General features: G+C 72.3%; 18 protein-coding genes and 4 pseudogenes. 9 read left to right on the top strand and 13 right to left on the bottom strand.

Features of this window, described 5'->3' with window-relative positions:
• Positions 1–213: 213 nt before the first annotated feature.
• Together BJF83_RS12215 and BJF83_RS12210 are read left to right on the top strand one after the other, a co-directional pair.
• Complete coding sequence (locus BJF83_RS12215; protein WP_075926378.1) at positions 214–1,128, top strand: hypothetical protein; 915 nt, start codon at positions 214–216, stop codon at positions 1,126–1,128.
• Positions 1,129–1,491: 363 nt separating this feature from the next.
• Positions 1,492–2,343, top strand: coding sequence for a hypothetical protein (locus BJF83_RS12210; protein ID WP_075926377.1), 852 nt, complete (start codon positions 1,492–1,494; stop codon positions 2,341–2,343).
• 283 nt (positions 2,344–2,626) lie between these two features.
• Here the strand turns inward: BJF83_RS12210 and BJF83_RS12205 are convergent.
• The 3 genes and pseudogenes from BJF83_RS12205 to BJF83_RS12195 form a co-directional block, all read right to left on the bottom strand.
• A pseudogene (locus BJF83_RS12205) lies at positions 2,627–4,055 on the bottom strand (LCP family protein).
• 264 nt (positions 4,056–4,319) lie between these two features.
• Positions 4,320–4,982 (bottom strand): hypothetical protein, encoded by a 663-nt coding sequence (locus tag BJF83_RS12200; RefSeq protein WP_075926375.1) that lies wholly within the window; start codon positions 4,980–4,982, stop codon positions 4,320–4,322.
• Between the two features lie 329 nt (positions 4,983–5,311).
• Positions 5,312–6,498 (bottom strand): annotated as a pseudogene (locus BJF83_RS12195) (ROK family transcriptional regulator).
• Between the two features lie 214 nt (positions 6,499–6,712).
• Between BJF83_RS12195 and zwf the strand changes: the two are divergent.
• The 3 genes and pseudogenes from zwf (at position 6,713) to eda (ending at position 10,712) form a co-directional block, all read left to right on the top strand.
• Positions 6,713–8,194: a glucose-6-phosphate dehydrogenase gene (zwf, locus tag BJF83_RS12190; RefSeq protein ID WP_075926374.1), complete on the top strand. Its 1,482-nt coding sequence runs from the start codon at positions 6,713–6,715 to the stop codon at positions 8,192–8,194.
• Positions 8,191–10,010, top strand: a pseudogene (gene edd, locus BJF83_RS12185) (phosphogluconate dehydratase). The gene zwf and the pseudogene edd overlap by 4 nt, the downstream one beginning before the upstream one ends.
• 64 nt (positions 10,011–10,074) lie before the next feature.
• Positions 10,075–10,712, top strand: a pseudogene (gene eda, locus BJF83_RS12180) (bifunctional 4-hydroxy-2-oxoglutarate aldolase/2-dehydro-3-deoxy-phosphogluconate aldolase).
• Positions 10,713–10,759: 47 nt separating this feature from the next.
• Here eda and BJF83_RS12175 read toward each other — a convergent pair.
• The 7 genes from BJF83_RS12175 to BJF83_RS12150 form a co-directional block, all read right to left on the bottom strand.
• Positions 10,760–10,966 carry a MerR family transcriptional regulator gene (locus tag BJF83_RS12175; protein WP_075926373.1) on the bottom strand — a complete coding sequence of 69 codons (207 nt, stop codon included), beginning with the start codon at positions 10,964–10,966 and terminating at the stop codon, positions 10,760–10,762.
• Between the two features lie 251 nt (positions 10,967–11,217).
• Positions 11,218–11,547 carry a hypothetical protein gene (locus tag BJF83_RS29000; RefSeq protein ID WP_262391488.1) on the bottom strand — a complete coding sequence of 110 codons (330 nt, stop codon included), beginning with the start codon at positions 11,545–11,547 and terminating at the stop codon, positions 11,218–11,220.
• A gap of 14 nt (positions 11,548–11,561) precedes the next feature.
• Complete coding sequence (locus BJF83_RS12170; protein WP_262391487.1) at positions 11,562–12,446, bottom strand: helix-turn-helix transcriptional regulator; 885 nt, start codon at positions 12,444–12,446, stop codon at positions 11,562–11,564.
• 87 nt (positions 12,447–12,533) lie between these two features.
• Entirely contained in the window at positions 12,534–13,313 is a 780-nt protein-coding gene (locus BJF83_RS12165; RefSeq protein WP_075926372.1) for a TetR/AcrR family transcriptional regulator, read from the bottom strand.
• A gap of 105 nt (positions 13,314–13,418) precedes the next feature.
• Positions 13,419–14,273, bottom strand: a complete 855-nt coding sequence (locus tag BJF83_RS12160) for an ABC transporter permease (RefSeq protein ID WP_075926371.1) — start codon at positions 14,271–14,273, stop codon at positions 13,419–13,421.
• Positions 14,270–15,244: an ATP-binding cassette domain-containing protein gene (locus BJF83_RS12155; RefSeq protein ID WP_075926370.1), complete on the bottom strand. Its 975-nt coding sequence runs from the start codon at positions 15,242–15,244 to the stop codon at positions 14,270–14,272. The genes BJF83_RS12160 and BJF83_RS12155 overlap by 4 nt, the downstream gene beginning before the upstream one ends.
• Before the next feature lie 122 nt (positions 15,245–15,366).
• A complete protein-coding gene (locus tag BJF83_RS12150) occupies positions 15,367–15,993 on the bottom strand; it encodes a TetR/AcrR family transcriptional regulator (protein WP_075926369.1) in 627 nt (208 codons plus the stop codon).
• 155 nt (positions 15,994–16,148) lie between these two features.
• Between BJF83_RS12150 and BJF83_RS12145 the strand changes: the two genes are divergently transcribed.
• Positions 16,149–17,750: an ABC-F family ATP-binding cassette domain-containing protein gene (locus tag BJF83_RS12145; RefSeq protein ID WP_075926368.1), complete on the top strand. Its 1,602-nt coding sequence runs from the start codon at positions 16,149–16,151 to the stop codon at positions 17,748–17,750.
• A 21-nt stretch (positions 17,751–17,771) separates the two neighbouring features.
• Here the strand turns inward: BJF83_RS12145 and BJF83_RS12140 are convergent, their stop codons facing one another.
• The gene (locus tag BJF83_RS12140; RefSeq protein WP_075926367.1) at positions 17,772–18,350 is read right to left on the bottom strand and encodes a DNA-3-methyladenine glycosylase I; all 579 of its coding nucleotides are present in this window, start codon (positions 18,348–18,350) and stop codon (positions 17,772–17,774) included.
• A 111-nt stretch (positions 18,351–18,461) separates the two neighbouring features.
• Here BJF83_RS12140 and BJF83_RS12135 point away from each other — a divergent pair, with 111 nt between their 5' ends.
• The 3 genes from BJF83_RS12135 (at position 18,462) to BJF83_RS12125 (ending at position 23,046) form a co-directional block, all read left to right on the top strand.
• Positions 18,462–19,040 carry a GNAT family N-acetyltransferase gene (locus BJF83_RS12135; RefSeq protein WP_075926366.1) on the top strand — a complete coding sequence of 193 codons (579 nt, stop codon included), beginning with the start codon at positions 18,462–18,464 and terminating at the stop codon, positions 19,038–19,040.
• A 470-nt stretch (positions 19,041–19,510) separates the two neighbouring features.
• Positions 19,511–21,877 (top strand): hypothetical protein, encoded by a 2,367-nt coding sequence (locus BJF83_RS28995; protein WP_262391486.1) that lies wholly within the window; start codon positions 19,511–19,513, stop codon positions 21,875–21,877.
• Entirely contained in the window at positions 21,790–23,046 is a 1,257-nt protein-coding gene (locus tag BJF83_RS12125) for a hypothetical protein (protein ID WP_262391490.1), read from the top strand. The genes BJF83_RS28995 and BJF83_RS12125 overlap by 88 nt, the downstream gene beginning before the upstream one ends.
• A gap of 42 nt (positions 23,047–23,088) precedes the next feature.
• On the opposite strand, the gene BJF83_RS12120 is transcribed toward BJF83_RS12125, so the two are convergent.
• Both BJF83_RS12120 and BJF83_RS12115 read right to left on the bottom strand, forming a co-directional pair.
• Positions 23,089–25,143 carry a cell wall metabolism sensor histidine kinase WalK gene (locus tag BJF83_RS12120; RefSeq protein ID WP_075926364.1) on the bottom strand — a complete coding sequence of 685 codons (2,055 nt, stop codon included), beginning with the start codon at positions 25,141–25,143 and terminating at the stop codon, positions 23,089–23,091.
• A complete protein-coding gene (locus BJF83_RS12115) occupies positions 25,130–25,831 on the bottom strand; it encodes a response regulator transcription factor (protein ID WP_075926363.1) in 702 nt (233 codons plus the stop codon). Before BJF83_RS12115 ends, BJF83_RS12120 begins: the two co-directional genes overlap by 14 nt.
• Between the last annotated feature and the right edge of the window lie 112 nt (positions 25,832–25,943).

Genomic DNA, 25,943 nt, shown 5'->3' with positions numbered 1-25,943 from the left:
AACACTCCTGCGGAGGTGTACGCGGCCCATCAGGAGATGCGTCTGGCCGCGTGATGCGGACGGTTCAAAGCCTGTCCGGAAACAGCAGGGCCCCTCAGGTCTGGTCAGGCCCCGCACCGCACGGACCGGAGCGCGCTGACCTCCGGTGTCGTACCCCCTGGAACCGACCACCCCACACGTGTCTGACGTCCTCCTCGGCGGAAGGAACCTCCGGTGTCTGGAAACCACGGCTTCGCGAGCGCCATCGGCGCCCGTGCCGTCGTGCTCTCCGCACCGGTCCGGCGGGCGCTGCTGTCGGCCGTCCTCGTCGCGGGGGCCCTGTTCGCCGTCTGGTTGGCGTCGGCCACTCCCGCGCACGCGGCCCAGGCGGCCGAGCGCTCTTCCGGGGAGGGGCTGTTCGGGCAGGTGGAGCAGGCCAGCGGACTCGGTGCCTTGGCGCAGAACCGGACCTCCGTGGCGGGCACGCCGGAGCAGGGCCGGGCCGAGCACGGCGCCGCGGAGGACCGCGGCGGCGAGCCCGGTGGGAACCGCTCCGGGGTCGTCACCCCGGTCGCGACCGCACTGGACCGCCAGCCCCTGAGCGGGGCCGTGGCCGGTGTGGGCGAACGGACGTCGCACGCGGTCCAGGCGGCCTCCGACTCCGTCTCCACGCCCGTCGCCGAAGGCGCTGACGTGGCCGAACGGATCCGCGAGGCGATCCGTCACGGGCAGCCCGAGCACGCCCACGATCCCGCCGTCGAGCTGGATCGGGACGACGCAGACGGGCCGACCGACGGAGTCGAGGAGGCGCCCGAGGCGGATGTCGCCGTCCTGCCCGAGCTCGTCGTCCACGCCCTTCAGCATCCGGTGGACGGCGCAGACGCCCACGCGCCCGACTCGGCGGACGAGGTCGCGCCCGACGCGGACGGGAAGGACGAGCGGCACCGCGCCGTCGTCGACTCCGCCCGTTCGGCCGTCGCCTCCTCGTCCTCCGCGCCCGGCGGCGCGGTCGGCGGCGTCGGCGTCGCGGGCTTCCTGTCCGCCGCGACGGCCCCCGCCCCCTCTCCCGGCCCACTCCAGGCCGCCTGGCACGTTCTGCGCGCGGCGCCCGCCGACTCCGCCGACGAGCCGACCTTCTCGCCCGACTAGCACGGCGCTCTCCGTCGGGTCGCTGAGCGACCCTTCCCTTTCTGGCACCTCCCGCCCAGACCCGGGACACCCGTCGGCCTCCGCCTCGGGTCACCGTCCGGACGTCTCTGGGGGTTGACGTGAGCCGCGCACCTCGACGGCGAGGTTCACGTCAGTCAGTGGTCAGCCAGACCGAGGACTGTCGACCGGCCGAGTCCCGCCGCTCCCTCCAGGCGTGACGGGCTCTCCGGACCGCATGATCGCAGCACGCGGAACGCGTCCCCCCGGCCAGGGGACCGGACCGTCGGGCAGCGGGGCCCGACACCCGCTCCGCCGCCCTCCCGACACACAGCCGTACACCTACGTAGTTCCGGAAGGAATCCCATGTTCAAGACCGCGCGCACCACCGCCAGGACCGCGCTGATGGCCGCCAGCACCGCGGGTTTCGTCGCCTTCGGGGCGGGGATCGCGGGAGCCGACACCCTCGGCGGCGTCACCGACGGCCTCCCCCTGGGCGACCTGGGCAGCCAGGTTCCCGCGCAGCTGACCGAGGGTGTCTCCTCTCCCCTCGGCGACCTCGTCAAGGTCGAGCCGGGCACGGTCTCGGCGACCCCCGAGATCGACCACCAGTCGAACCCCGTCGACGGCGTCCTCGGCGAGGGCGCTCCCGTCCACGCCCCGATCGGCGACGAGGCCAACGCCGCGAACGTCGGTCCGCTGGACCTGGGGAGCGTGCAGGGCGCCATGCCTTTGGCGCACGCGGTCGACCACCAGGCCGTGGCCGCGGGCGACCCGGTCAGCGACCTGCTGGGCGGGTCCGGGGGCGACCCGGTCTCCGGTCTGCTGGGCGGTCTGCTGGGCGGCGTGAACTCCGGGGGCGGCACCCTGCCGCTGGCGCACCCCGTCGCCGCGTCCGAGACGCCCGGCTCGGTGGGGGACGTCCCGGCCGTGGTCGGAGAGGTCCTGCCGATGGCCGCCGCGGACACCCCCGTCTCGTTGGACCCGGGGGAGAACTCCGACCTGACCGGCGGCGCCACCACCCTGCTCCCGGCGGTCGGGCTGCCCGAGCCCACCGCGGTCCTGCCCATGGCGGCCCCCGACGCCTCCTCTCTGACCGGCCTGGTGCCCATGGACGCGCTCGGCGGCGACCTGGTCGCCGTCGAGGGGATGCCCACCGTGGGTCAGCCTCAGGTCGACCCGGGTGTGACCGACATGGTCGGCGGCGTCCTGGCCTGACCCCCGAGAACGTGCGCCCGCCGGTGGTGGCGGGCGCACAGGGCCTCGGGCGGTGAGCGGAACCCGTCCGCCGACGGCGGCGCCGGTCAGAACTGTGGGGGTTCCCGGCGCGAACCGGCGGAGACCGCGTGTTCCCGCCGCCTGAGGCCAGCGCGGCCCCGGACGAGCCAGTCCGGGGCCGCGTCGTCCGTGTTCGGGGCCGGGGCGGCTCCGGACGACGGAGACAAAGAGCGGGTCGGGACGTCCCGGCGCTCCTGGCCGGTTCGGGGAAGCGTCCCCTGGCTCAGCTCGCCTGGCCGGTGCCGAAGCCCAAACCGTCGACGCACGGGTTCGCGGTCGCGTCGCGGCCCTCGAAGGGCGCGGTGGACGGTTCTTCCCCGTCGATTCCCCCCACGCCGGAGGCGGCGGTCTCCGGGACCGCGACGGGCGCGGCGGACTCCACGGTATCGCGGGGGGCTCCGACCTCGTCCGCCGCCAGGTGCGCGGGCAGCGACCGGTCCTCGCGCACGGCCGTGAACAGCTCGGCGGCCCGCGCCTCGTCCCACAGGATCCGGTTGGGGTCGTAGGGCGCCTGGTACCACGGCACGGTGTGGAACTCGATGTCGGACAGATCGACGTCGGCGAGCGTGACCGCGATGGAGAGCATGCGGTCGAGGGTGAGGTCCTGGTCGGTGGCGCTGTTCTCGGCCACCGCGTTCAGGAGACCGTTGAGACGGGAGGGGCTGGTGAGGACCTCGCGCCGACCCACCTGCTCGGCGAGCGCGCCGAGGAACATCTGCTGACGGTCGATGCGGCCGATGTCGCCGCCGTTGCCGATCTCGTACCGCGCCCGTACGAAGGACAGCGCGTCGTCGCCGTCGAGGATCTGCTGCCCCGCCTCCAGGTCCAGCCCGGAGCGCTCGTCGCGCATCGGTGCGGGGATGCACATCTCGACGCCGCCGATGGCGTCGACCACGTCGCGGAAGCTCATGAAGCTCAGGTGCACGAAGTGGTCGACGCGGATGCCGGTCAGCGACTCGACGGTGCGCACGACGCACGGCGGGCCACCGTGGAACATCGCGGCGTTGATCATGCCGAAGTAGCCGCTGGTGCCCTCGGACTGGCCGTAGGGGGCGCAGTCGGGGAGTATGACGAGCGAGTCGCGCGGGAAGCTGATCACGGAGACGCCCTCGTTGCCGGGGGAGACGTGCGCGAGCATCAGCGCGTCGGAGCGTTCACCCTCGAACTCCCGGCTGTAGGCGGTGGTGCCCTCCTCGTACCCGTCGGCGCCCATGAAGAGGATGTTGACCGCGTCGTTGAGCCGGTCCGGGCGGTCCTCCTCCTCCAGCACCGCGCTCAGATCGTGCTGGACCATCCCCGAGCGCAGGGAGCTGTAGTAGCCGTAGGCGGTCCCCACCCCCCCGGCCAGCAGCACGGCGACGCCCGCGGCGGCCCACAGGAGGGCGCGGCGCCATCGGCGGCGCACGGGAGGTGGAGCGGTCGGGGCCTCCGCACCGGTGTCGGCGGAGGAAGTGTCGTCGCGCATCGGGCAACCTCGGTGAGTTCGGCCGACGGCAGGTCATGGCCGCCGGCTCGCGGTGGGGCGCACATCCGTGTCCTGGGGGGAGAGGAGGGGACGCGGAGAGCGGGCGCGGGTCGCCGCGGGATCCGGGAGGGCCTGGGGGAGGGGCTGTCGGTCCCGGGGCGGCGGACGGGCCGGGAAACGGTCGGATCCCGGTGTGTCCGCGCGTGTCAGTGATCCTAGGCGAAGAAGCCGTCGGCCGCGCGTTCCGGTTGTCCGCGCGCGGGGTCACTGACCACAATTGCGCCGCACAGTTTCTTCGCCGGGTGGTCGTCCATTGACGCTGCTGCGATCGACTCTCGCATCCTGGGCCGCGTTGATCACGTTCGACCCGCCGAATGCGCGGGTCTTCGACGATCCGTGGACGGATCCGGCACGACGACGCGGGGTGCGGCCCACGCGTCGACGGGGTCCGTCAGTCGTCCCAGAAGGCGCTGTCCTTCTCGGTCTCCGCGTCGGTGGCCGTGTCGCCGCTCTTGGCGGACCGGGTGGTCGTCCCGCTCTTCGCGGAGCTCTTGGCCGTCTTGCGGGACGCGGCCTTGCCGGTGGCGTTGTGCCGGGGCCGGGGGGTGACCTGGGCCTTGGCGATGGGCTCGCCGGGCTTGGGCGTCTCACCCGCGTGGATGCTGAGCGCCTCCTCCTCGACGCTCAGCATCTTGCGGACCTGGGCGGGCACCTCGGGCAGGCGCTCGGCGCGCAGGTGTGCGCCGAGGACCTCCAGCGCGTGGTCGCACAGTAGCTGCCGGGCGCGCGCCGACTTGACTCCGCTGAGTTCCTCGATCTCGGGGAGTTCGCGCTCGCGGAGGAGGCGGATGACGTCGCGGAGCCTGTCGCGGGTCTTGCGGTCGGTCATGGCCATGACCGTCAGCTCGGCCTCGGCGAGGAAGCTCTGGGTGGCGTCCTGGGCGTCCCGCTCGGCGATGAACGCGCTGGTCAGGCTGCGGGCGGAGGAACGGGAGGCGTTGCGCACCCCGTCGCGGCGGATGAGCTGGGCCTGGACGGCGGTCACGACGACGCTGGTGACCAGGCTGACTGCGGCGCCCAACAGGACGAGCAAGAGGGGGTTGTTTTCTAACACTGTGAGTGCCTTTCCGGGCGGCGGTCCGCACGGGGCGCGGTCATGGGGGTGAGCGGAGGTGTGCGGGAGGGACCGGGTGCTGGGCGACTATTCGGCACCGCGGGCGTGCTTGTCAAGTGCCAGCAGGTGCACGGCGCGTGTCGGCAACGGTGTCGCCGCAGGTCAGGTCGCGCCTCGCCGTAATCGATTCGGTGCTGGGAGTGAGGGGGAGATTCCTCACTCTCATGGCCTGCCCGGCCGTGCGGGGGGCGCAAACCTCGCTGTCCACAGGCTGTGGACAGAGAACGCGCGAGCCCGGAGCGGCCTCGGCCGGCCGCTGTCGCACACGCTCATCCGGCCAGGAGTTTGTTCACCGCCTCCGGCGACAGGATCTCCTCGATCACCATCGCCGCGCACCCGCGTACGCCCGCCTCGTCCCACAGCGCGCTCGGCACCACGCGCAACTGGCGGGTGGCCAGGGCCGTGCACTGCTGGAAGACGATCTCGCGTACGCCCGCGACCAGGTGGTCGTAGGCTTCGGACAGATCGCCGCCCAGCACGATGACCTCGGGGTTGAGCAGGTTGACCGCTCCGGCGAGCACTTCTCCCAGTCGTCGGCCGGCGTCCCGCACGAGGGTGACCGCGACCGGGTCGCCCTCCTGCGCGAGGGCCACCAACTCCTTGAGCCCGTCGAGGCGGCGGCCGCCCGCCGCGGCGCCCTCCAGCAGCCGCCGGCCGCCGGCGACCGCCTCCAGGCAGTCGGTGTTGCCGCAGCGGCAGGGGAGTCCGCCGCCGTCGCGGACGGGGATGTGTCCGATCTCCCCGGCCGCGCCCAGGCGCCCCGCAGCATGCGGCCGCCGGACAGCAGTCCCGCGCCGATGCCGGTGGAGACCTTCACGAAGATCATGTCGTCGGCGGGGCCGTGCCCGCCCGCGATGTGCTCGCCGAGGGCCATGACGTTCACGTCGTTGTCCACCGTCACGGGCACAGGGAAGCTTTCGGCGACGAGCGGGGCGAGTGGGACGCCGGCCCACTTGCCCAGGGCGGGGCGGTCCTCGGCGCGGCCCGCCTGGAACTCGACCGTGCCGGGCAGTCCGATACCCACGCCGCGCACGTCGGAGGGGTCGCGGCCGAGAGCGGCGAGCTGCTCGGTCCAGGTGTCGAGGAGCCAGGGCACCGTGACCTCCGGCCCCTGCTCCATGTCCGGGGAGCCCGGGGTGCGGACCAGGATCCGGCCGTCCAGATCGCACACGGCGGCCTGGCTCCGGGCCATTCCCAGGGCGCTGGTGAGGATGAGGCCGCTGGCGGCGTTGAACTCCAGCAGCGTGGGCGGCCGACCCCCGCTGGAGACGGCTCCCGTCCCCTCGACGACCAGTCCGCTCTCGATCAACTCCGTGACGCGCAGGGCGACCGTGGGGCGGGAGAGACCGGTCGTGCGCGCGATCTCCGACCTGCTGGTGGCCGCGCCGGTGCGGATCATCTCCAGGATGTGGCCGCTGGTGGCCGTCGAGGACAAGCGTCCAGGGGTTCTAGCCATGCCTCATTGAATCATCGCGTTTCGACGGTACCGGGATGGATGGGAGGTTATGTAAAGAAGTGTTCTGAAGTGTGCTTGGTTTTTTACCATAGTCGGGCTTAAGGTCGGAAGTGCCGGGTGGAACCGGTCACGGGTTCCACCGGGGTTCACCCCCGCGCATCCCACGGCGCGCGCCCCGCCTCCCGACCTCCTCTTTCGACGGAGCAGCCCGAACATGTCGCAGCAGTCCGCGCCCAGACCGACTGACCTGGTGGTCTTCGGGGGTACCGGCGACCTCTCCATGCGCAAACTCCTGCCCTCCCTCTACCTGTTGGACCGCGACGGTCACCTGGGCGGGGAAACACGCGTGGTCGCCGTCTCCCGCGACGGGCTGACCGACGCCGACCTGCGTGACAAGGCCGCGGCGGCGGTGGGCGGACACCACGCCGTCCAGGTCGCCGAGCCCGACGTGCTCGCGCGCTTCCTCAGCCGTCTGTCCCACGTGACGGTCGACGTCGGCGGGGACCCCTCCGGCTGGTCCGACCTGGCCGACGCCCTGGGCGGCGACCGCGACCGCGTCTTCTACCTCGCCGTCCCGCCGATGATCTCCGGCTCCATCTGCCGGGGCCTCAGCGAGGCCGGACTGGTCACCCCGAGCTCCCGCGTCGTCATGGAGAAGCCCCTCGGACGCGACCTGGCCTCCTCCCGCGAGGTGAACGACGCCGTCGGCGCGGTCTTCGACGAGTCGCAGACCTACCGGATCGACCACTACCTGGGGAAGGAGACCGTGCAGAACCTGCTCGTCCTGCGGTTCGCCAACGTCTTCCTCGAACCCCTGTGGAACTCCCGCTGGATCGACCACGTCCAGATCACCGCCGCCGAGACCGTCGGCGTCGGCGGCCGCCGCGGGTACTACGACACCTCCGGCGCCATGCGGGACATGGTCCAGAACCACCTGCTCCAGTTGCTGTGCCTGACCGCCATGGAGCCCCCGGCCACCTACGACCGCGAGGCCGTCCGCGACGAGAAGCTCAAGGTCCTCCAGTCCCTGCGACCCCTGACCGGCGAACGTGTGGCCGAGGACGCGGTGCGCGGCCAGTACGTCGCCGGAACCGTCCAGGGCTCGCGGGTCCCGGGCTACCTCGACGAGCCGGGCGGAGCGCCCACCAGCACCGCCGAGACCTTCGTCGCACTGCGCGCCGAGATCGCCAACTGGCGGTGGGCGGGTGTCCCCTTCTACCTCCGCACGGGCAAGCGCCTGGCGCACGACCGCTCGGAGATCGTGATCCGCTTCCGCGAGGTCCCGCACACGATCTTCCCGGGGACCAACACCCTGTCCGGGGCGGGCAGCCTCGTCATCAGACTCCAGCCGGACGAGGGCATCCACCTGACGATGCTGGCCAAGGCGCCCGGCGCCGGAGCGCTGCGGCTGCGCCCGGTCCCGTTGGAGCTGAGCTTCGCCAACACCTTCGCCACCCGCTCGCCCGAGGCCTACGAGCGGTTGCTGATGGACGTGTTGGCCGGGGACTCCACCCTGTTCATGCGGCGCGACGAGGTCGAGGCCGCGTGGCGCTGGGTGGATCCCATCATCGAGGCCTGGAACGGCCAGAGCACCACCCCCGAGACCTATCCTGCCGGGAGCGCCGGCCCCGCGGGCGCGCAACGGCTCATCGGCCGCACCGGCCGGACGTGGTACGAAGAGGAGCAGCCCCGATGACCGCGCACACCACCGAAGTCCGTCCCGTCGTCGCCGAGGTCACCGCGCGCCTGGCCGAGCGCAGCGCGAAGACCCGGTCGGCGTACCTGGCCAGGATCGCCGAGGCCGCGGGCCAGGGCCCCGCCCGGTCCGCCCTCGGCTGCGCGAACCTGGCGCACGGTTTCGCCGCCTGTGGCGTGTCCGACAAGCTCGCGCTCGCCGGCGGCGTCACGCCCAACGTCGCGATCGTCTCCGCGTACAACGACATGCTCTCCGCGCACCAGCCGCTGGAGGCCTACCCCGCGATCATCAAGGCCGCCGTGGCCGAGGGGGGCGGCGTCGCCCAGTTCGCGGGCGGGGTGCCCGCCATGTGCGACGGCGTCACCCAGGGCGCCCGGGTATGGAGCTGTCCCTGTTCAGCCGGGACGTCATCGCGATGGCCACCGCCGTCGCGCTCTCGCACGAGATGTTCGACGCCGCCCTGATGCTCGGCGTGTGCGACAAGATCGTGCCGGGCCTGCTCATCGGCTCGCTGTCCTTCGGCCACCTGCCCGTGGCTTTCGTCCCCGCCGGGCCGATGCCCTCGGGCCTGCCGAACAAGGAGAAGGCACGCGTCCGGCAGAAGTTCGCCGAGGGCGAGGTCGGCCGCACGGACCTGCTCCAGGCCGAGTCCGCGGCCTACCACTCGCCCGGGACCTGCACGTTCTACGGGACCGCGAACTCCAACCAGATGCTCATGGAGGTTATGGGCCTGCACCTGCCCGGGGCGAGCTTCGAGCAGCCGGGCACGCCGCTGCGCGAGGCGCTGACCGCCGAGGTCGGACGCCGGGTCCTGGCGCACACCGCGCTCGGGGACGACTACACCCCGGTCGGTGAGCAGGTCGACGAGCGGGCGATCGTCAACGCCGTCGTCGCGCTGCTCGCCACCGGCGGTTCCACCAACCACACCCTGCACCTGGTGGCCATCGCGCGCGCCGCCGGGATCCAGCTGACGTGGGACGACTTCGCGGCGCTCTCCGAGGTCGTGCCGCTGCTCACCCGCATGTACCCCAACGGCGCCGCCGACGTGAACCGGTTCCACGAGGTGGGCGGGATGGCCTACCTGATCGGACAGTTGCTCGACGGCGGTCTGCTGCACGAGGACGTGCGCACGGTGGCGGGGCCGGGTCTCGGTCGGTACCGGCAGTCCCCGATCCTGGAGGGGGCCACGCTGACGTGGGGCGACGGGCCCAAGGAGAGCGCGGACACGACCGTCCTGCGCGGCGTGGAGGAGCCCTTCGCCGCCGACGGCGGTCTGCGCATGCTCTCGGGCAACCTGGGCCGCGCGGTGATCAAGGTGTCGGCGGTCGCCCCGGAGCGGCACGTCGTCGAGGCCCCTGCGCGGGTCTTCGGCGACCAGGCCGAACTCCAGGCGGCGTTCTCCGCCGGTGAGCTGACCGGTGACTTCGTGGCCGTGGTCCGGTTCCAGGGCCCGCGCGCCAACGGCATGCCGGAGCTGCACAAGCTGACCCCGCCGCTGGCGGTGCTCCAGGACCGGGGGCAGAAGGTGGCGCTGGTGACGGACGGGCGGATGTCGGGCGCGTCCGGCAAGGTGCCCGCGGCCATCCACGTCTCGCCGGAGGCCGAGGCGGGCGGCGCGCTGGCGTACGTGCGCGACGGCGACGTCATCCGGCTCGACGCCGTGGCGGGCACACTGGAGGTGCTGGCCGACCTGAGCGGCCGTGAGTCCGCCCAGCCGACGGTGGACTCCTCCGTCGGAACCGGCCGCGAGCTGTTCGCCGCGCTGCGCGGCGCGGTCGGTCCGGCTGAGGCGGGCGCGGGTGTCTTCGGCGTCTGACCCCCTGCGCGCCGCCGGCGCCTCGGTGCCGTGAACTCCGACGAATCGACCCTGGAGACGACAGATGACGACGATCCCCCGCTCGGGAGCGGACGTGCTCGACCTGGCCCCGGTGCTGCCGGTGGTCGTGGTCTCGGACGCGGAGGTCGCGGTGCCGCTGGCCCGCGCGCTGGTGGCGGGCGGTCTGCCCGGCATCGAGGTGACCCTGCGGACCCCGGCCGCGCTGGCGGCGATCGAGCGGATCGCCGCGAGGTGCCCGAGGCCGTGGTGGGCGCGGGCACGGTGGTGGGCGCGGAACAGGCGGCCGCGGCGGCCGGGGCGGGGGCGCGGTTCCTCGTCAGCCCCGGGTGCACGCCCGACCTGGCGGCGGCGATGGCCGACACCGGGCTGCCGTTCCTGCCCGGCGTGAGCACGGTGTCCGAGGCGATGGCGCTGCTGGAGCGCGGCGTCTCGGAGCTGAAGTTCTTCCCGGCGGAGGCGGCGGGCGGGGCGCCGTTCCTGACGTCGCTGGGCGGGCCCCTGCCGCAGGTGCGCTTCTGCCCGACCGGCGGCATCACGCCCGCCTCGGCGCCGACCTACCTGGCGCTGCCGAACGTGGGGTGCGTGGGCGGCAGCTGGCTGACCCCGGCGGACCTGGTGGCGTCCGGGAAGTGGGACGAGATCACCGCCCTGGCGCGGGAGGCGGCGGCCCTGCGCGGCTGACCGCAGGGTGGGGGTCCGCCGGGTGAGGTACTGGAGGTCCGCGGCGTTCACCGCTTCGCCTCCTGTTCGTCCTGCCGGATGTCGCGGAGGTTGTACAGGTCGCCGAGGCGGAACATCCGCCAGTTGCCCGGGGTGCGCAGGCATCGGATGATGCCCCGGCGCTCCCACTCCCGCAGGGTGGTGGAGTGGACTCCCACGATGCGCGCGGCCTCGGCGGCGTAGGTGTACAGGTCGGGGTCCAGGTCGTCGTTCATCGGCCCACCCCCAGGGCCAGCGCCTGCCGGAGCAGGGTGGCGAGTTCGAGGTGCAGCACGTAGGCGCGGACGCGTCGCGATCGTCGCCGCAGTAGGGTGTGCACGTCATCAGCTCCTCATTAGCTGGTGGCCATGCCCCGGGAGCCGTCCGACCGGCTCGCCGGGGTCTGTCATGCCTGACGCTAGAAGGCTGGACACGACGAAGGGGGTAGCGTCGCTACCCCCTCGCCGACAGGTACAACCCGTACCCCCTACGCCGCCTGCACTCCGATCTTGCGCGCCAGGTGCCGCACGTCGTCGCGGATCATCGCACTGGCCGAAGTCGACAGGTCCATCACGGCCGACCGCGTGAACCGGTTGAACCTCGCCGTCTCGGGAGACACGTCGTAGGCCTTCTTCAGCAAATGCACGACAGCGATGCTCTCGCCCTGCAGGCTGTGGGCGCGCGCCGATTCGATCATGTGGAAGCTCCGGCGCGTCGCCGACGGCATCGGCGCGAGGTCGATGCGCTCCGCCATGCTGACAGCTGTACCGGCGCACATGAGGTCGTTGTTCATGGTGATGGCGTAGGCGTCGACCATGCCACGGCCGAAGATCAGGAAGGGGTGCGAGTACCGGTCGCCGAGACGGCGGGCGGCGCCGTCCGCACGGTCCCAGTAGTGCCATGCCTCGCCGCTCCGGCCGACCTTCGCGAAGGACAGGCCGCCGCCAGGTGGAGGAGACCCCACCGCGCCAGATCCTCCGGCCCGTGCTCCGGGGCGAGCAAGCTGGCGGCGCTCATCGCCAGGTCCACGCGCGCCTCGTGCCGCTCCCCGGCGTCGCGGAACACGTGGTTCGTGTACCAGGCCGCGACCGCCATGGCGTGCGGGTCGTCGGCATCCTGGGCCGCCGCCATGGCGCGGTCACCGGTCAGCGTCACCAGCTCCGGCGCGGGCTGGAAGCTGAGGTAGAGCTGTGCCAGGTGGTACGTCTCAGCGAGCGCGACCAGGGCGCGCCGCCGGTCAGCACCCTCGTGTACGCGCACGGCGTGCCGAAGATCGGCGAGGAGTTCGGGCAGCACCATGGACACGCGCGTTCGGTGGTCGCGGTTCCCGTGCCAGAGTTGCCAAGCCTGTCGGACGCGTTCGCGCAGTTCCGGCACCGTTGGCGGTTCGGAGTCGGACACGGTGAGCCGATACGTGGTCAGGGCGTCCCGCACAGCGGGGAGCGCGTCGTGTGCGGCCCTGGTGTACGTCGCGGCGGACAGACGTTCCTCGCCGGTCAGCTCCGCGAGGTCATCGATGCCGAGGACCTCGGCGAGACGCAGCAACAGGGGGAGCCGGGGGGTCTTGAGTCGACCGGTCTCGATGCCCTTCACCCACTCCGCGGAACGGCCGACGAGGCCGCCCAGAACCGCGCGGGTCTGGCCGTTGCGCTCGCGGAAGCGGCGCACGCGCTGGCCGAAGGTGAGGGAGAGTCGCGGGGTACCATCATGGGGCATGGTCCTGTCCCTTCCTGATCAGGTCGCACCGTCAGGCTAAGGGGCGGGACCTTCCTCATGTAAGGAATCAGGGCACCCGAACGCGCCTCACCCGCGCGTCACATCGTCCTCCCCGGCGCGGGAGTCCACCAGGGCCTGGACGCCGTCGAGGACGCGTTCCAGGCCGAACGCGAACTCGTGCTCCGGCTCGTACACCGCCTGGTGCTCCTGGCCCGCGGCGGAGCCGACCCGGCTCGCCACGGGGAAGCGCTCCTCGTTCGCGAACGTCCCCAGCAGCGGGCCGTGGACCGCCCACCACTGGCCGTCGGTCAGCCCGGAGCTGCGTTCGAGTTCGGCGACCTCGACGGCGCGCCGGACGGCCCCCTCGACGTAGCCGGTGACCAGGTTGACCGTGGAGTCCATCTCGACGTCGGACAGGCCGACGCCGTCCACGGCCGACAGTTCCATCTCGTACTTGGCCATGAGGCCCGGTCCGAGCAGCCGTGCGCTGGAGACCTGGAGCATCCACGGATGGTCCAGATACAGGCGGCGGTTCGCGTGGGCGACCGCGCGCAGCGCCTCCCTCCAGGGCTCGGGCAGGCCGTCCCGGTACAGGCCCGCGTAGGCGGCGTCGAGCATGAGGTCGACCAGTTCGCCCTTGCCCGGGACGTAGGTGTACAGGGACATCGTGCCCACGCCCAGCCGTTCGGCGACCCTGCGCATCGACAGCGCGCCGATGCCGTCGGCGTCGGCCATCTCCGAGGCCACGGCCACGATCCGGTCCACGCTCAGGTCCGGTGTGCGCCTGCGGCTGGTGGGCTCCGTGGTGCGCCACAGCAGGGCGAGGCTGCGCGCGGGATCGCCGCTCTTGCTGTACTGCGTGGACATCGGCCGTCCCCGGTGGTCGGTTGGGATTCGCGTCAGTGTACGTCGGTGGGAACGGCGCCGGGGGCCGTGCGGGCGCCGGAGGGCGTCCCGGCGCCCGCACGGGGTTCATCCGCTCAGGGCGCGGAAGCGCCGCACGCTCAGCGGCGCGAACACGGCCACGACCAGGAGCGGCCAGACCACGGCCATGGTGACCGCGTTCTGGGCGATCCAGCCGTCCGCGGCCAACCCGGAGTGGCCGAACAGATCGCGTGTCGCCCCCACGGTGGCCGACAACGGGTTCCAGTCGGCGACCACGCCCAGCCACACCGGCATGGTGGCGGTGGCCACGAACGCGTTCGACAGGAATCCCAGCGGGAACTCCAGGGTCTGGAGCACGGCGATGGTGCCCTCGCCCTTCATCACCAGCCCCAGGTAGACACCGACCCAGACCAGGGCGAAACGGAGCAGGAGCAGCAGGCCGAACGCGGCGAGGGTTGGTCCGGGACCGCCGTGCCACTGCCAGCCCACCAGGAGTCCGCAGCCGACCAGCAGGGCCAGCGTGACCGTGGACTTGAGCATGTCGGCCGCGCACCGGCCGACCACCACGGCACTCGGCGCCATCGGCATCGACCGGAACCGGTCGGTGACTCCGCGCGAGGTGTCGTGGACGACGGCCATGACGGTCTCGCTCAGGCCGAAGACCATGGTCATGGCGAACATGCCGGGCATGAGGTACTCGCGGTAGTCCCCGCCGCCGGGGACGGTGATGGCCCCGCCGAACAGGTAGCCGAACACCAGCACCATGAGGATCGGGAACAGCAGACCGAACACGACCTGCCAGGGCTGGCGGAGCCAGTGGGTCAGGTCACGGCGGGTGACCGTCCACCCGTCGGCCAGCGCCCAGCCCAGACGGGCCGGTCCGGTGGGCGGGGAACCGGGGACCGGGGTGTCGGGGCGGGTTGTCGCGGATGCGGTGGTCATCGGCTCACGGCCTCCTCGGAAGCGTCGTCGCGGTCACCGGTCAGGTGCAGGAACACCTCGTCGAGGGTGGGACGGCGGAGGGAGACGTCCTCGACGGACGTGCCCCGCTCCTCCAGGGCGGTCACGACCCGGGTCAGGGCGGCCACGCGGTCGTCGACCTCGGCGCTGAGGCGTCGGGTCCCCGCCTGAACCGTCACCTCCGATCCGGTCAGCCGTCCCACGAGCGCGACGGCTTCGGGGACGGCGGACTCGTCGTGCAGAACGAGTTCCAGCCGGTCCCCGCCCACGCGCTCCTTGAGTTCGGCCGGGCCGCCCTCGGCGACGACCCGGCCGGAGTCGATCACGGACACCCGGTCGGCGAGCTGGTCGGCCTCCTCCAGGTACTGGGTGGTGAGCAGCACGGCGGTGCCGTCGTCGACCAGCCCGCGCACCGCCGCCCACACCTCCCCCCGCGCGCGCGGGTCGAGTCCGACGGTGGGCTCGTCGAGGAACAGGACCGGGGGTGTGAGGATCATGCTCGCGGCCAGGTCGAGGCGGCGGCGCATGCCACCGGAGTAGCCGCTGACCGGTGTGGTGCCGGTGTCGGCCAGCCCGAACCGTTCGAGGAGTTCGTCCGCCCGGCGCCGGGCGGATCGGGCGCCCAGGTGGTAGAGGCGGCCGAACATCTCCAGGTTCTGCCGTCCGCTGAGGATCTCGTCCACGGCGGCGTTCTGGCCGACGAGCCCGATCCGGTAGCGGACCTGTTCGCCCTGGGCGGCCACGTCGAATCCGGCGATCTCCGCACGGCCCTCGTCCGGCCGCAGCAGGGTGGTGAGGATTCGGACGGCCGTGCTCTTGCCCGCGCCGTTGGGTCCGAGCAGGCCTCGGACGCTTCCGTGGGCGACGTCCACGTCGAAGCCGCGCAGGGCCCAGGTCTTCCCGTAACGCTTGCCCAGTCCCCGCGCGCTGACGGCGTGCTGTGTCGTCGGCATCGGGCTCCCTTCAGTCGTACACTGTGCCGTACATCGTACGGCACAAGGAACGAGGCTCCGCCCGAGGAATTCCCGTACGGCGTACGCATTGGTGGATTTTTCGTGTGCCCAGGTCAGGGCGGTCAGCTGGTGCGCTGGTCGGTGGTGAGCAACCCCCGCGAGGCGGCGTCCGCGGCGGTGCGGGCCGCGCGGCGGAGGTCGGCGGCGGTCACCGGTTCGCGGCTGACGAAGAGTCGGTAGTAGACGGGGGCGACGGCGACCCTGACGACCTCGTGGGCGTCGGTGTCCTCGGGGACCTCGCCCCGGACGGCGGCCTCCTCGACGACGACGGCCGCGCGTGCGTGCCGGTCGGCCATGAAGGCGCGTAGGGCCTCGGCGACGGTGGCCGAGGAGATCGCGGCGGCGATGGACGCGGTCGACAGATCGCTCTCGGGCGCGTCGGTGAACCCCTGGGCGACCGTCTCGGCCAGCCGGAGGAGGTCGGTGTACAGGTCACCCGTGCGGGTCGGTTCCCACGCGTGGGCGGTGGACCACTCCAGGGCGGCGGACACGAGTCCGTCCACCCCGCCCCAACGCCGGTAGACGGTGGCCTTGTGCACACCCGAGCGGGTGGCGACGCGTTCGACGGTGAGTCCGTGGTAGCCGTGTTCGCCCAGCTCGTCGAGGGTGGCCTGGAGGACCGCCGCGGTGTTGCGCGCGGTCCGGCCGCCGGGGCGGGAACCGCCCGAGGTGTGCGTGTTCGAGGTCATAATGCAAATGTAGTTGCATTTGAGGATCGCACGTGTCATAGTCACTAACGCGACGAACGTCGCGTCAATCGACCTTCCGAGGAGGAGATCACAATGGGCCGAGTCATCCGAACCCTAGGTCCCCAGCCGTTCTCCACCGTCCCCGGGAGGTCCGGATGTCCTTCTCTGTCGTCTGTTCACGACTCACCTTCGCCTGGCCCGACGGCACCCCCGTCTTCACCGACCTCGACGCCGCCTTCGGCCACGGCCGGACAGGGCTGATCGGCCGCAACGGCAGCGGCAAGTCGACGCTGCTCACGTTGATCACCGGAGCGAACGTCCCGTCCTCGGGCACCGTGTCGGTCAGCGGCGACGTCGGCTACCTGGACCAGGGCGTCACCCTGGACACCGGCCGCACGGTCGCCGAACTGCTCGGCGTCGACCGGGCGCGCGCGGCCCTGCACGCCATCGAGGGCGGCTGGGGCACCGAGGCCGACTTCGACGCCGTCGGAGACGACTGGGACGTGGAGGAACGGGCGCTCGCCCAGCTGGAGCGCTTCGGGGTCGACCTGGACGGGGGCGCTCCGCTGGACCGGTCCGTCGGGACGCTCTCGGGCGGGGAAACGATGCTGGTCGCGCTCGCCGGCCTGGCGCTGCGCCGACCCGCCGTCACCCTGCTGGACGAACCGACCAACAACCTCGACCGTGCGGCGCGGGAACGGCTCCACGACGCCGTCGACTCCTGGCGCGGGGTGCTCATCGTGGCCAGCCACGACCGCGAGCTCCTCGAACGCGTCGACCAGATCGCCGAACTCAGGGAGGGGGCGCTGCGCGTGTGGGGCGGGAACTACTCGGACCACGTTGAGCAGCTCGCCGCCGAGCAGGAGGCCGCCCTGCGCACGGTGCGCGTGGCCGAGGCCGACGTGCGGCGTGAGAAGCGGCAACTGGCCGACGCGCACGTCAAGCTCGCCCGGAGGCAGCGCTACGGCCGGAAGATGTACGACACCAAGCGCGAACCGCGCGTCATCATGAAGAAGCGCAAGCGCGATGCCCAGGTGGCGGCGGGCAAGCACCGGATCATGCAGGAGGGGAAGCTGGTCGAGGCGCGCGACGCACTCGTCCGCGCGGAGGACGCCGTGCGCGACGACGCCACGATCCGGGTCTTTCTCCCGGACACCGAGGTCCCGGACGGACGCGACGTCCTGGAGCTGCGCATCCCCGGCGACGGGCGGCTGCACGTGCGCGGACCGGAACGGATCGCGCTCGTGGGGCCCAACGGTTCGGGCAAGACCACGCTGTTGCGGGCGGTGGTCGGCCGGGGAACGCATCCGCGGGTCGAGGTCGTCCGGGCCGTGGACCGGATGGGGTACCTGCCGCAGCGGTTGGACGTGCTCGACGACGGGCTCAGCGTTCTGGACAACGTCCGTTCGGCGGCCCGAACGGTGACCCCCCACGAGGTACGGGCCAGCCTGGCGCGGTTCCTCGTGCGCGGGGACCGGGTGGACCAGCGGGCCGCCGACCTGTCCGGGGGTGAGCGGTTCCGGGTCGCCCTGGCCCGGCTGCTGCTGGCGGACGCACCGCCGCAGCTCCTGGTCCTGGACGAGCCCACCAACAACCTGGACCTGGACAGCCAGCGGCAGTTGGTGGACGCGCTCGCCGACTACCGGGGCGCGCTGCTCGTGGCCAGCCACGACCACGCGTTCCTGGAGGAGATCGGGGTGACGCGGCGGTGGTCGCTCGCGCGCGGCGAGGCGCCGGTGGACGGCGGGGCCGACTGACCCGGGCCCGCCGGGTCCGGGTCAGTCGGGCTTGGCGGGGCAGCCGACCAGATGGTCCTCGACCAGCCCCGTGGCCTGGAGGTAGGCGTAGGCGATCGTGGTGCCGACGAACGTGAACCCGCGCTTCTTCAGGTCCTTGCTGATCCGGTCGGACAGGGGGGTGCTCACGGGGACCTGGGACATGTCGGTGAACCGGTTGACGACCGGTGAACCGTCCACCCAGCCCCACAGGTAGTCGGCGAAGGCGCCGTGGTCCTCGCGCACGCGCAGGAAGGCCTGGGCGTTGCGGACGAGTGAGGCCACCTTGAGCCGGTTGCGGACGATGCCCGGGTCCTGAAGGAGGGCGTCCAGCCGGGCCTGGTCGTAGGCGGCGACGGCCTCGGGGTCGAAGCCGTCCAGCGCACGCCGGTAGTTCTCGCGCTTGTTGAGCACGGTGGACCAGGACAGCCCGGCCTGGGCGCCCTCCAGGACGAGCATCTCGAACAGGTACCGGTCGTCGCGGGAGGGACGGCCCCACTCGTCGTCGTGGTACGCGGTCATCAGGCCCGAGGCGCCGCGAGCCCAGTCGCAGCGCTGTCCCACGGGTGCGGTGGTGGACATGGCGCTCCTCGGATGGCGGTGGGGACGGGTGTTCGGCCATTGTGCCCGAGGAGAGGGACACTTCGCGCGGGGCGTCCGTTCCGGTCGGGACGGACGGGGAAGGAACGGGTCATGACGGATGCGGACCGGCGCTCAGGGCCCGCCGTGCCGAGGGTGCGGCTGGTGGACCTGACCGCGGGTGTGCTGACGGCGTTGGCGGACGGGGATCTGGCCAAGGCGGGTGAGCTGGCCGGGGTCGAGTTCGGGCCGGAGTTCCTGGCCGAGCGGTGGCTGTGGGACTTCCGCCTGGCTCAGCTCACCGAGGACCCGGGCAGGGCCGGGTGGTTGACCTACGCGGTGGTGGACGCCGGCGCCGACGCCGGCCAGGGCCGCCCGAGGGCGGTGGGCAACGGCGGGTACCACGGGCCGCCCGACGCCGACGGGATGGTGGAGATCGGTTACGCGATCCACCCCGACCGTCGCCGCCGGGGGTACGGTCGGGCGACCGTGGCCGAACTGCTGCGGCGCGCCGCGGCCCTTCCGGAGGTGGCCACGGTGCGCGCGGCGATCAGGCCGGACAACGCCGCCTCCCTGGCCACCATCGCCGGGTTCGGGTTCGCGCACGTGGGTGAGCAGTGGGACGAGATCGACGGTCTGGAGTACATCTACGAGCGCCCGGCGACCGATTTCCCGCGGGACCGGGAGACGTAGGGTGAATGCGCCTTGATGTCGAGATAAGGGTTCCGTGAACGGACGCTTCCGGTCCGACTGCCCCGGCTGCACTCCGCACCGCGTCATGATGTGCGTTCCCGTCGGATCGGGGAGCGAGGACCGTGCCCTCCACGTCGACGTCCTCGGGCTCGCCGAGGCTGCCGTCCGGGTCCGGCCTTGCGCCGGTGGAACCGGTCCTATTCCGCGTCCGTCCCATTCATGACAGCGGAGTGATCCGGTTTCGGGAAGGGGCCTACGGCGGGCTGTGGACGACGGGTTCGGCCAGAACTCAGTAGTGGCAATCGATCAACTTCAGTCACACGAGCCTCATATCGTGTGAAAAACCATAAAATACACAGTGATAAGAGAGCGTACATAACGCCTGGGTTGCGAAAGCCGCAACCCGTGTCATCCGCCCCGGAATCGCGCATCAAGCTGAATGGCCGAGACGAACGACCGGGGAGTGTCGGGTGACGGAGCCTCGCAGTGACAGTCCTGTCGGACAGCTCGAAGAGGCGAGGTGTTTCGCCGACCTGATCAGAGCGGAGTGGACCGACGACGGTGGTCGCCGCCGTCCGCTCATGGTCGTGGAGGGCGGCCACGGCCACGGGAAGACTCACCTGCTGCGGTGGATGGGCGCCAACCTGAGCGAGCGCGAGATCCCCTACGCGCACCTGGACCTCGCGGATCCGCGCTACTACTCCGACGTGGCCGCGGTCCTCACCGACCTCGTGTCCGTGACCGCCAACGGTCTCGGCCACCACCGCAGGCACTACGGCCGCCTGGAGTTCCCCCGCCTGTGGATCGCCCTGCTCGCCCTGCGGCTCGACCTGGGTGACGGAGAGCCGGGCGGCGAACGCGAGCAGGTCGAACAGGTCCTCGCCCGGGTCCGTTCCCAGGACCGCGGCAGCCTGAGCTGGTTGGGCGACCGGCTCGACCGAGCCCGGGACCTCATCCCGCCCGCGGAACTCCTCGGGCCCGAGGGCGCCGTCCTCGACATCCCCCGCTGGTTCGCCTCCCTCGCCAGCCTCGGGGCCGCGGGGGCCGACCGCGCGGTCACGTGGTTCCGAACCCGGGACCGTGGCCGCGACGACGGCGAGGTGGACACCCTCGTCGCCCTCGCCCACATCGCCCGGGAACCCGACCGCACGGACCCCACGCGTGGACTCACCCACCGCCAGATCGTCACGGCCTTCCTGTGCGACGCGCTGCGCGCCGATGTGCGGCACGCGCCCAAACGCGTCCACAGCCTGCCCACGCCCGTGATCCTGCTGGACAACGCCCACCGAGGGGTGGGGCCCGAACTCGTCCAGGCCCTCACGCAGGTCCCCGGCAGCCAGGCCCCCGAACCGCTCACCGTGGTCGCCGCCAGCAGGGACGGCAGGGACAGCCTGGTCCGTGCCCTCCCCGAACCCCCGGACGGGACCGGGGAGGGCACGGCCTGGGCCGCCTTCCGGATGCGCTCCCTGACCGCGCGGGACACGGGCCGGCTCCTCGCGGAGCGGACCGGCGGCGAGGTCGCCGACGACCCCGCCGAACGGCTGTGGGGATTCACCGCCGGACACCCCGCCGCCACCGTCCGGCTGGTCGAGGCGTGGACCGAGGTTCGGGGCCTCGGCCTCCACGAGGCCCTCACACACGCGCCCGCCGCTCCCGACCCGGGACCTGCCCCGACCCTGACAACCGAGGAGCGGATGCTCGCCGACGTGCTCGGAGCCGCCCTCACCGACCTTCCCGAGGACCTGCGCGAGGCGCTCACCACCTGCTCGGCCGCACGGGACATCGACGCGGGGCTGTGGCTGTACCGCGCCCAGGACCCTCCCCACACCGTCGGTGAGAACGAACTGCGCGCCCACCCCCTGTGGGACGGCGAACACACCACCGTGCTGCGCCGCCTGCTGCTGCGCAGGCTGGGCCGGCGCGCCTCCGGCGGCCCCCACCCGGACTGGTCCGCCACCCACCGCGGCCTCGCCGACTACTACCAGGGCGCCGACCCGGACCCGGAGCACGCCACCGAGAGCGAGATCTACCACCGCCTCTGCGACGGCCAACTCCTCCGCGTCGCCTGGCACTTCGAGGGATGGCTCAAGCGCCCGACATCGGCGGGGCGCCTGGGTCCGACGGCTCCGCACGATCACCGCCGCACCGATGCGTTCCCGTCCGACCCTCCCCCTCCACGAGACCTGGCGCCGGATGTGGACGGAGCAGCTCGGCGAGAGCACCTCCACCGCGACCGAGGCCTGCCTCAAGCTCGTCGCCGCCCGCCGCATCCTCGGCGACCCGGACCTGTTCCGCACCGACCACCTGCACGCCGTCTGCTCCCAGGCGCTGACCCAGCTGTCCCAGTACTGCCCCTCGGGACAGAGCCACCTCCTCGACGAGGCCAGCGCGCACCTGGAGTACTGGCGCCGCTTCCACGGCACCGCCTAACCCCGTCGGGGTCGAGCGGGACCGACGGCAACCACTCCCACGACGGAAGGAAGTCCAGACCATGGCCGATCAGGACAGGACCCCGACGGGTGGCGGCGTGGTCATCCCACGACCCCAGCGGTTCCGCCGACTGCGACGGCTCGCGTCGGCGCTCGCCGTGGTGGCCGTCCTGGTGCTGGCGGCGAGCACGGTCGTGGTGTGGGACCGGTTCGCCTGCGGCGGGCCCGGCAGCGGCCTGCGCTCGGTCGAGGGGCAGTGCGTGGGCGTCAGCGACGGCGATCACGTCTTCCACGACGACTTCGCCGAGGTCCAGGCGCTCATCGCCGCCGAGAACGCCCGGGTGGCCGAGGAGGGCGCGACCGCGGTCAGGGTCGCCTTCCTGGGCACGCTCACCTTCGGCGACGTGAGCCCCATGGACCCCGGCCGCATCCGCGGCTCCCTGGAAGGCGCCTACACCGCCATGATGCGTGCCAACCACTCGCACGACTTCGGCGACCCGAGTCCCCAGATCCAGCTGGTCCTGGCCAACATGGGCGCCCGGCAGGAGCACTGGGAGACGGTTGTGGACGACCTTGTCGCGATGTCCGCCGAGCCGGTCCCCCTCGTGGCCGTCGTGGGCATGGGCGTGAGCGTCGAGTCCACCCGGTCGGCCGCCGAACGCCTCGCCGAGAACCAGATCCCCATGGTCTCCTCCGCGGTCACCGCCGACGGCCTCGACCACTTCGAGATCCCCGGTCTGCTTCGCGCCGCCCCCAGCAACTCCGAGTACGTGCGCGCGCTCCGCGATTACCTCGACGAACTGGAGGAGACGCCGCGGGCCACGCTCGTCTACGACACCACCGAACCCGACCTGTTCGTCAGCACGCTCCGCGACGCCTACCGGGCCCGACTCGGGCAGTACGTCACCGGCCAGGCACAGGAGTTCAGCGGGACGACGGTGGGGGACGACTCCCGGTCCGGACTGTTCAACACCGTGACCCTCAACGTGTGCGCGGCCGGGACCGACACCGTGCTGTTCGCGGGCCGTACACCGGACCTCAACGCGTTCCTCGACTCCCTCACCGCGCGGGCCTGCGCGGACACCCCCATGCGCGTGCTGTTCGTCGTCACCGGCCTGAGCGCGCTGGCCGACGAGGAACTGATGGCGACGCTGGAGGAGAGCCGCATCACCCTCGTCTACGCCTCGGGCATCGACCCCCGCTGGGCGAACGGCGCCTCCGACGTGGACGTTCCGCCCGGCTACGCCGCCTTCAGGGCGGCGTTCGCGGAGGAGGTGACCGACGACCCGTCCGCGCTGGACAACGGCTACGCCCTGGTCAACCACGACGCGTTCGCCGTGGCCGCCTCGGCCGTACGCACCACCAACGCCATGGAACTCGACGGCCCTCCGCTGTCCACCGACGTGTTCGACCAGCTCATGCTGCTGAACAGCGCCCACGAGATCCCGGCCGGGGCCGGGATGCTCAGCTACGGCCCCGAGCGCGGCGGCGAGGCGGTCGGCCGCTACGTGCCCGTCGTCGAACTGCCCATAGATCAGGACCAGCCCCAGGAACGGCCCTACGTCATCGGCCGGTGATCCGGAGCGCGGCGGGGGCGGCCAGGGGCCCTTCCAGGGCCGTCACGGCCCCACCAGGGGGAGCCGGAGCGTGAACGTCGTTCCCTCGCCGAGGACGCTCTCGACCGAGACCCTCCCACCGTGCAGCTCGGTCAGGTTGCGCACGATGGCCAACCCCAGGCCGCTTCCCCCGGTCTGTCGGCTGCGTGACTTCTCCGCCCGCCAGAACCGGTCGAACACGTACGGCAGGTCCTCGGCGGCGATGCCCGTCCCCGTGTCGGCGACCTCGAACACCGCGTCGTCGCCCTCGGCCCGGACGCGCACGGTGACCGTGCCCTCCGACGTGTGCCGCAAAGCGTTGCCGACCAGGTTGCCCACGGCCTGGAACAGCCGGGTGCGGTCGGCCCTGAGCACGACGTCGGACGTCTCGGTGACCAGGCCCAGCCCCGCCTCGTCCGCGCGCAGCCGATAGCTGGCCGCGAGCTGCTCGACGAGCCCGCGCGCCTCCACCAGCTCCAGGGAGAGCCGCAGTTTGCCGGCGTCGGCCAGCGCGAGGTCCCGCAGGTCGTCGATGATCTCCTGGAGCAGCAGGGTCTCGCCCACCAGCATCTCCATGCGCTCCGGTTCCAGGTCGGCCACCCCGTCCTGGACCGCCTCCAGCCACCCCCGCAGGTTGCTCAGCGGTGTGCGCAGCTCGTGCGAGACGTCGCTGACCATGGCCTTGCGCTGGTCCTCCAACTGTTCCAGGTGCTCCGACATCTCGTTGAACGCGGCGGCCAGTTCACCGATCTCGCCGGAGTCACGCACCTCGACCCGAGCCGCCCCCCGCCCCTGACGCATCCGCGTCACCGCGTCCGTCAGCGCGCGGACGGGGCGCACCAGGCGTGTCGACACGGCCACGCTCACCCCGACCGTCAGCAGCAGCACCAGGAGCACCACACCGGAGACCCGCAGCAGGCCCTCGCGCGAGAGGGAGGGCGCGGCGGCGGTGTCGGCGGACGGGTCGTCGATGAAGAGGAGGGCCGCCGGGGCCACGTACGGGCGGAGCAGTTCGCGGCGGGCGCTGGCCACACAGTCCGCTGTGCGCTGATCGAGGGCGGGCGACTGGGGCCCGACGATGTTCCCGGGGGCCGCCGGGGGGCCGGTCTCCTCGGTGAGCTCCTCCTCCCGAGCACGCTCCCGTGCGGCCAGCTCCTCGGCTTCGAACTCCACCGAATCGTCGTCCTCGATCCACGTCGGCTCCTCCCCCGAGTCGGCCGGCTCGGTCGAATCGGGAGGGAACGGCCCAGGTCCGGGTGACGGTGCACCGCCCTCCTCCCGGGGCGAGGGGGCGGGGGCCTCGTCGGCGGGAGCGCCCAGGGCCCCGGCCGTGGGGACGGCGAGCACCGATCCCGTCGCGGCGTCCATACGGAACCGCACCTGCGGATCTTCGTCGCCCAGGCAGTCACCGGTGAGAGCGACCAGCGTCTTCAGAACCTCCCGTTCGCCGTCGGTGGGTTCCTCCAGCTCATCGAACCCGCAGTACTCCTGTGCGAAGACGAGCTCCTCCGCGCCGTCCGCCACCGCCAGGTACGGGCGACCGCTCGGCGCGGTCTCCACCACGGCCGAGAGCCCCCACTCGTCACGGAGGCAGTCGACGGCCCCCGCAGCGACGGTCTCCAGGAGCCGCCGATCCTCGTCGGCGAGCGCGAACGGGCCGACCGCCCGCGCGTCCACACGGTCGGCACCCTCCGACACGAGCGTCACGTCCACCGCGAGCGGGTCCACGACGGACGAGGCACGCGGTGGGAGGTGAGCCTCGGACCCGGCTTCCGAGTCGGCGAGGAGACGTCGGTTCTCCGTCGCCAGGACGATGCGGCGTCCCGTCTCCTCGGCGAGCTCGTCCACGGTCGCGTCGACGGCGTCCCAGTCGGGATGGGTCGCCGCGTAGCCGACGAGCGTGTCGTGGATGCGGGTGTCGGCGGCCAGCGTCTCGCCCTGATCCGAGCCGATCGACTCCGACGTTCCCTGGACCGCCAGCCACGCGGTCGCCGTGATGGAGCAGACCGCGACGAGCACGGAGCTCGCCAGCATGCGGGCGAGCAGACTGTGCCGCAGCGCGCCCCTACGGCGCGCCATCGACCGAGCCGTCCAGTTTGTATCCGACGCCGTAGACCGTGACGAGCAGGGCGGGCTTACGGGGGTCGTGTTCGAGTTTGCGGCGCAGGTTCATCACGTGGACGTCGATCGTGCGCTCGGTGATGAACCGGCTGACGCCGTGGATGTACTCCAGCAGTTGCGCCCGGCTGAACACCCGCCCCGGCTGGGCGGCCAGCGCCGCGAGCAGCTGGAACTCGGCGGGGGTGCAGTCGACGGGGGAGCCGTGGAGCTCGACGGTGTGCTGGTCCGGGTCGACCGCGAGCGGCCCCGCGCGCAGGACGCGGTCGGCCCGTTCGACACGGCGGCGGGACCGGCGCAGCAGGGTGCGCACGCGCGCCATCAGCTCGCGCGGGCTGTAGGGCTTGGTGACGTAGTCGTCCGCGCCCAGGTCGAGCCCCGTGAGCAGGTCCTCCTCGGTGGAGCGCGCGGTGAGCATCAGGACCGCGACGTCCGACTCGGCGCGCAGCGCGCGACAGGCGTCCAGCCCGCTCATGATCGGCATCATCACGTCCAGGATCACCAGGTCCGGCACATCGCGGTGGTGTTCGGCGACCGCGGCGCGGCCGTCATGGACCACGCGCACGACGTGACCCTCGTGCTCCAGGTAACGCCGGATGAGGTCGGCCTGGTTCGCGTCGTCCTCGGCGACGAGCACATGGGCGCACACGGTGTCCTCCGCTCGCTCGTGGGAACGCTGGCGCGGCTCGATCGTACGCCGCGCCGAAGGAAGCGGACACGCCGGCGGAAGTCGCCCAGGAACACCCTCCAGGTCAGAACAC

This window comes from Nocardiopsis sp. CNR-923, assembly GCF_001942255.1.
In the GTDB taxonomy this organism is placed as follows: Bacteria; Actinomycetota; Actinomycetes; order Streptosporangiales; family Streptosporangiaceae; genus Nocardiopsis.
The sequence above is the reverse complement of the archived record's forward strand: the minus strand, read 5'-3'. Positions and strand labels throughout refer to the sequence as shown.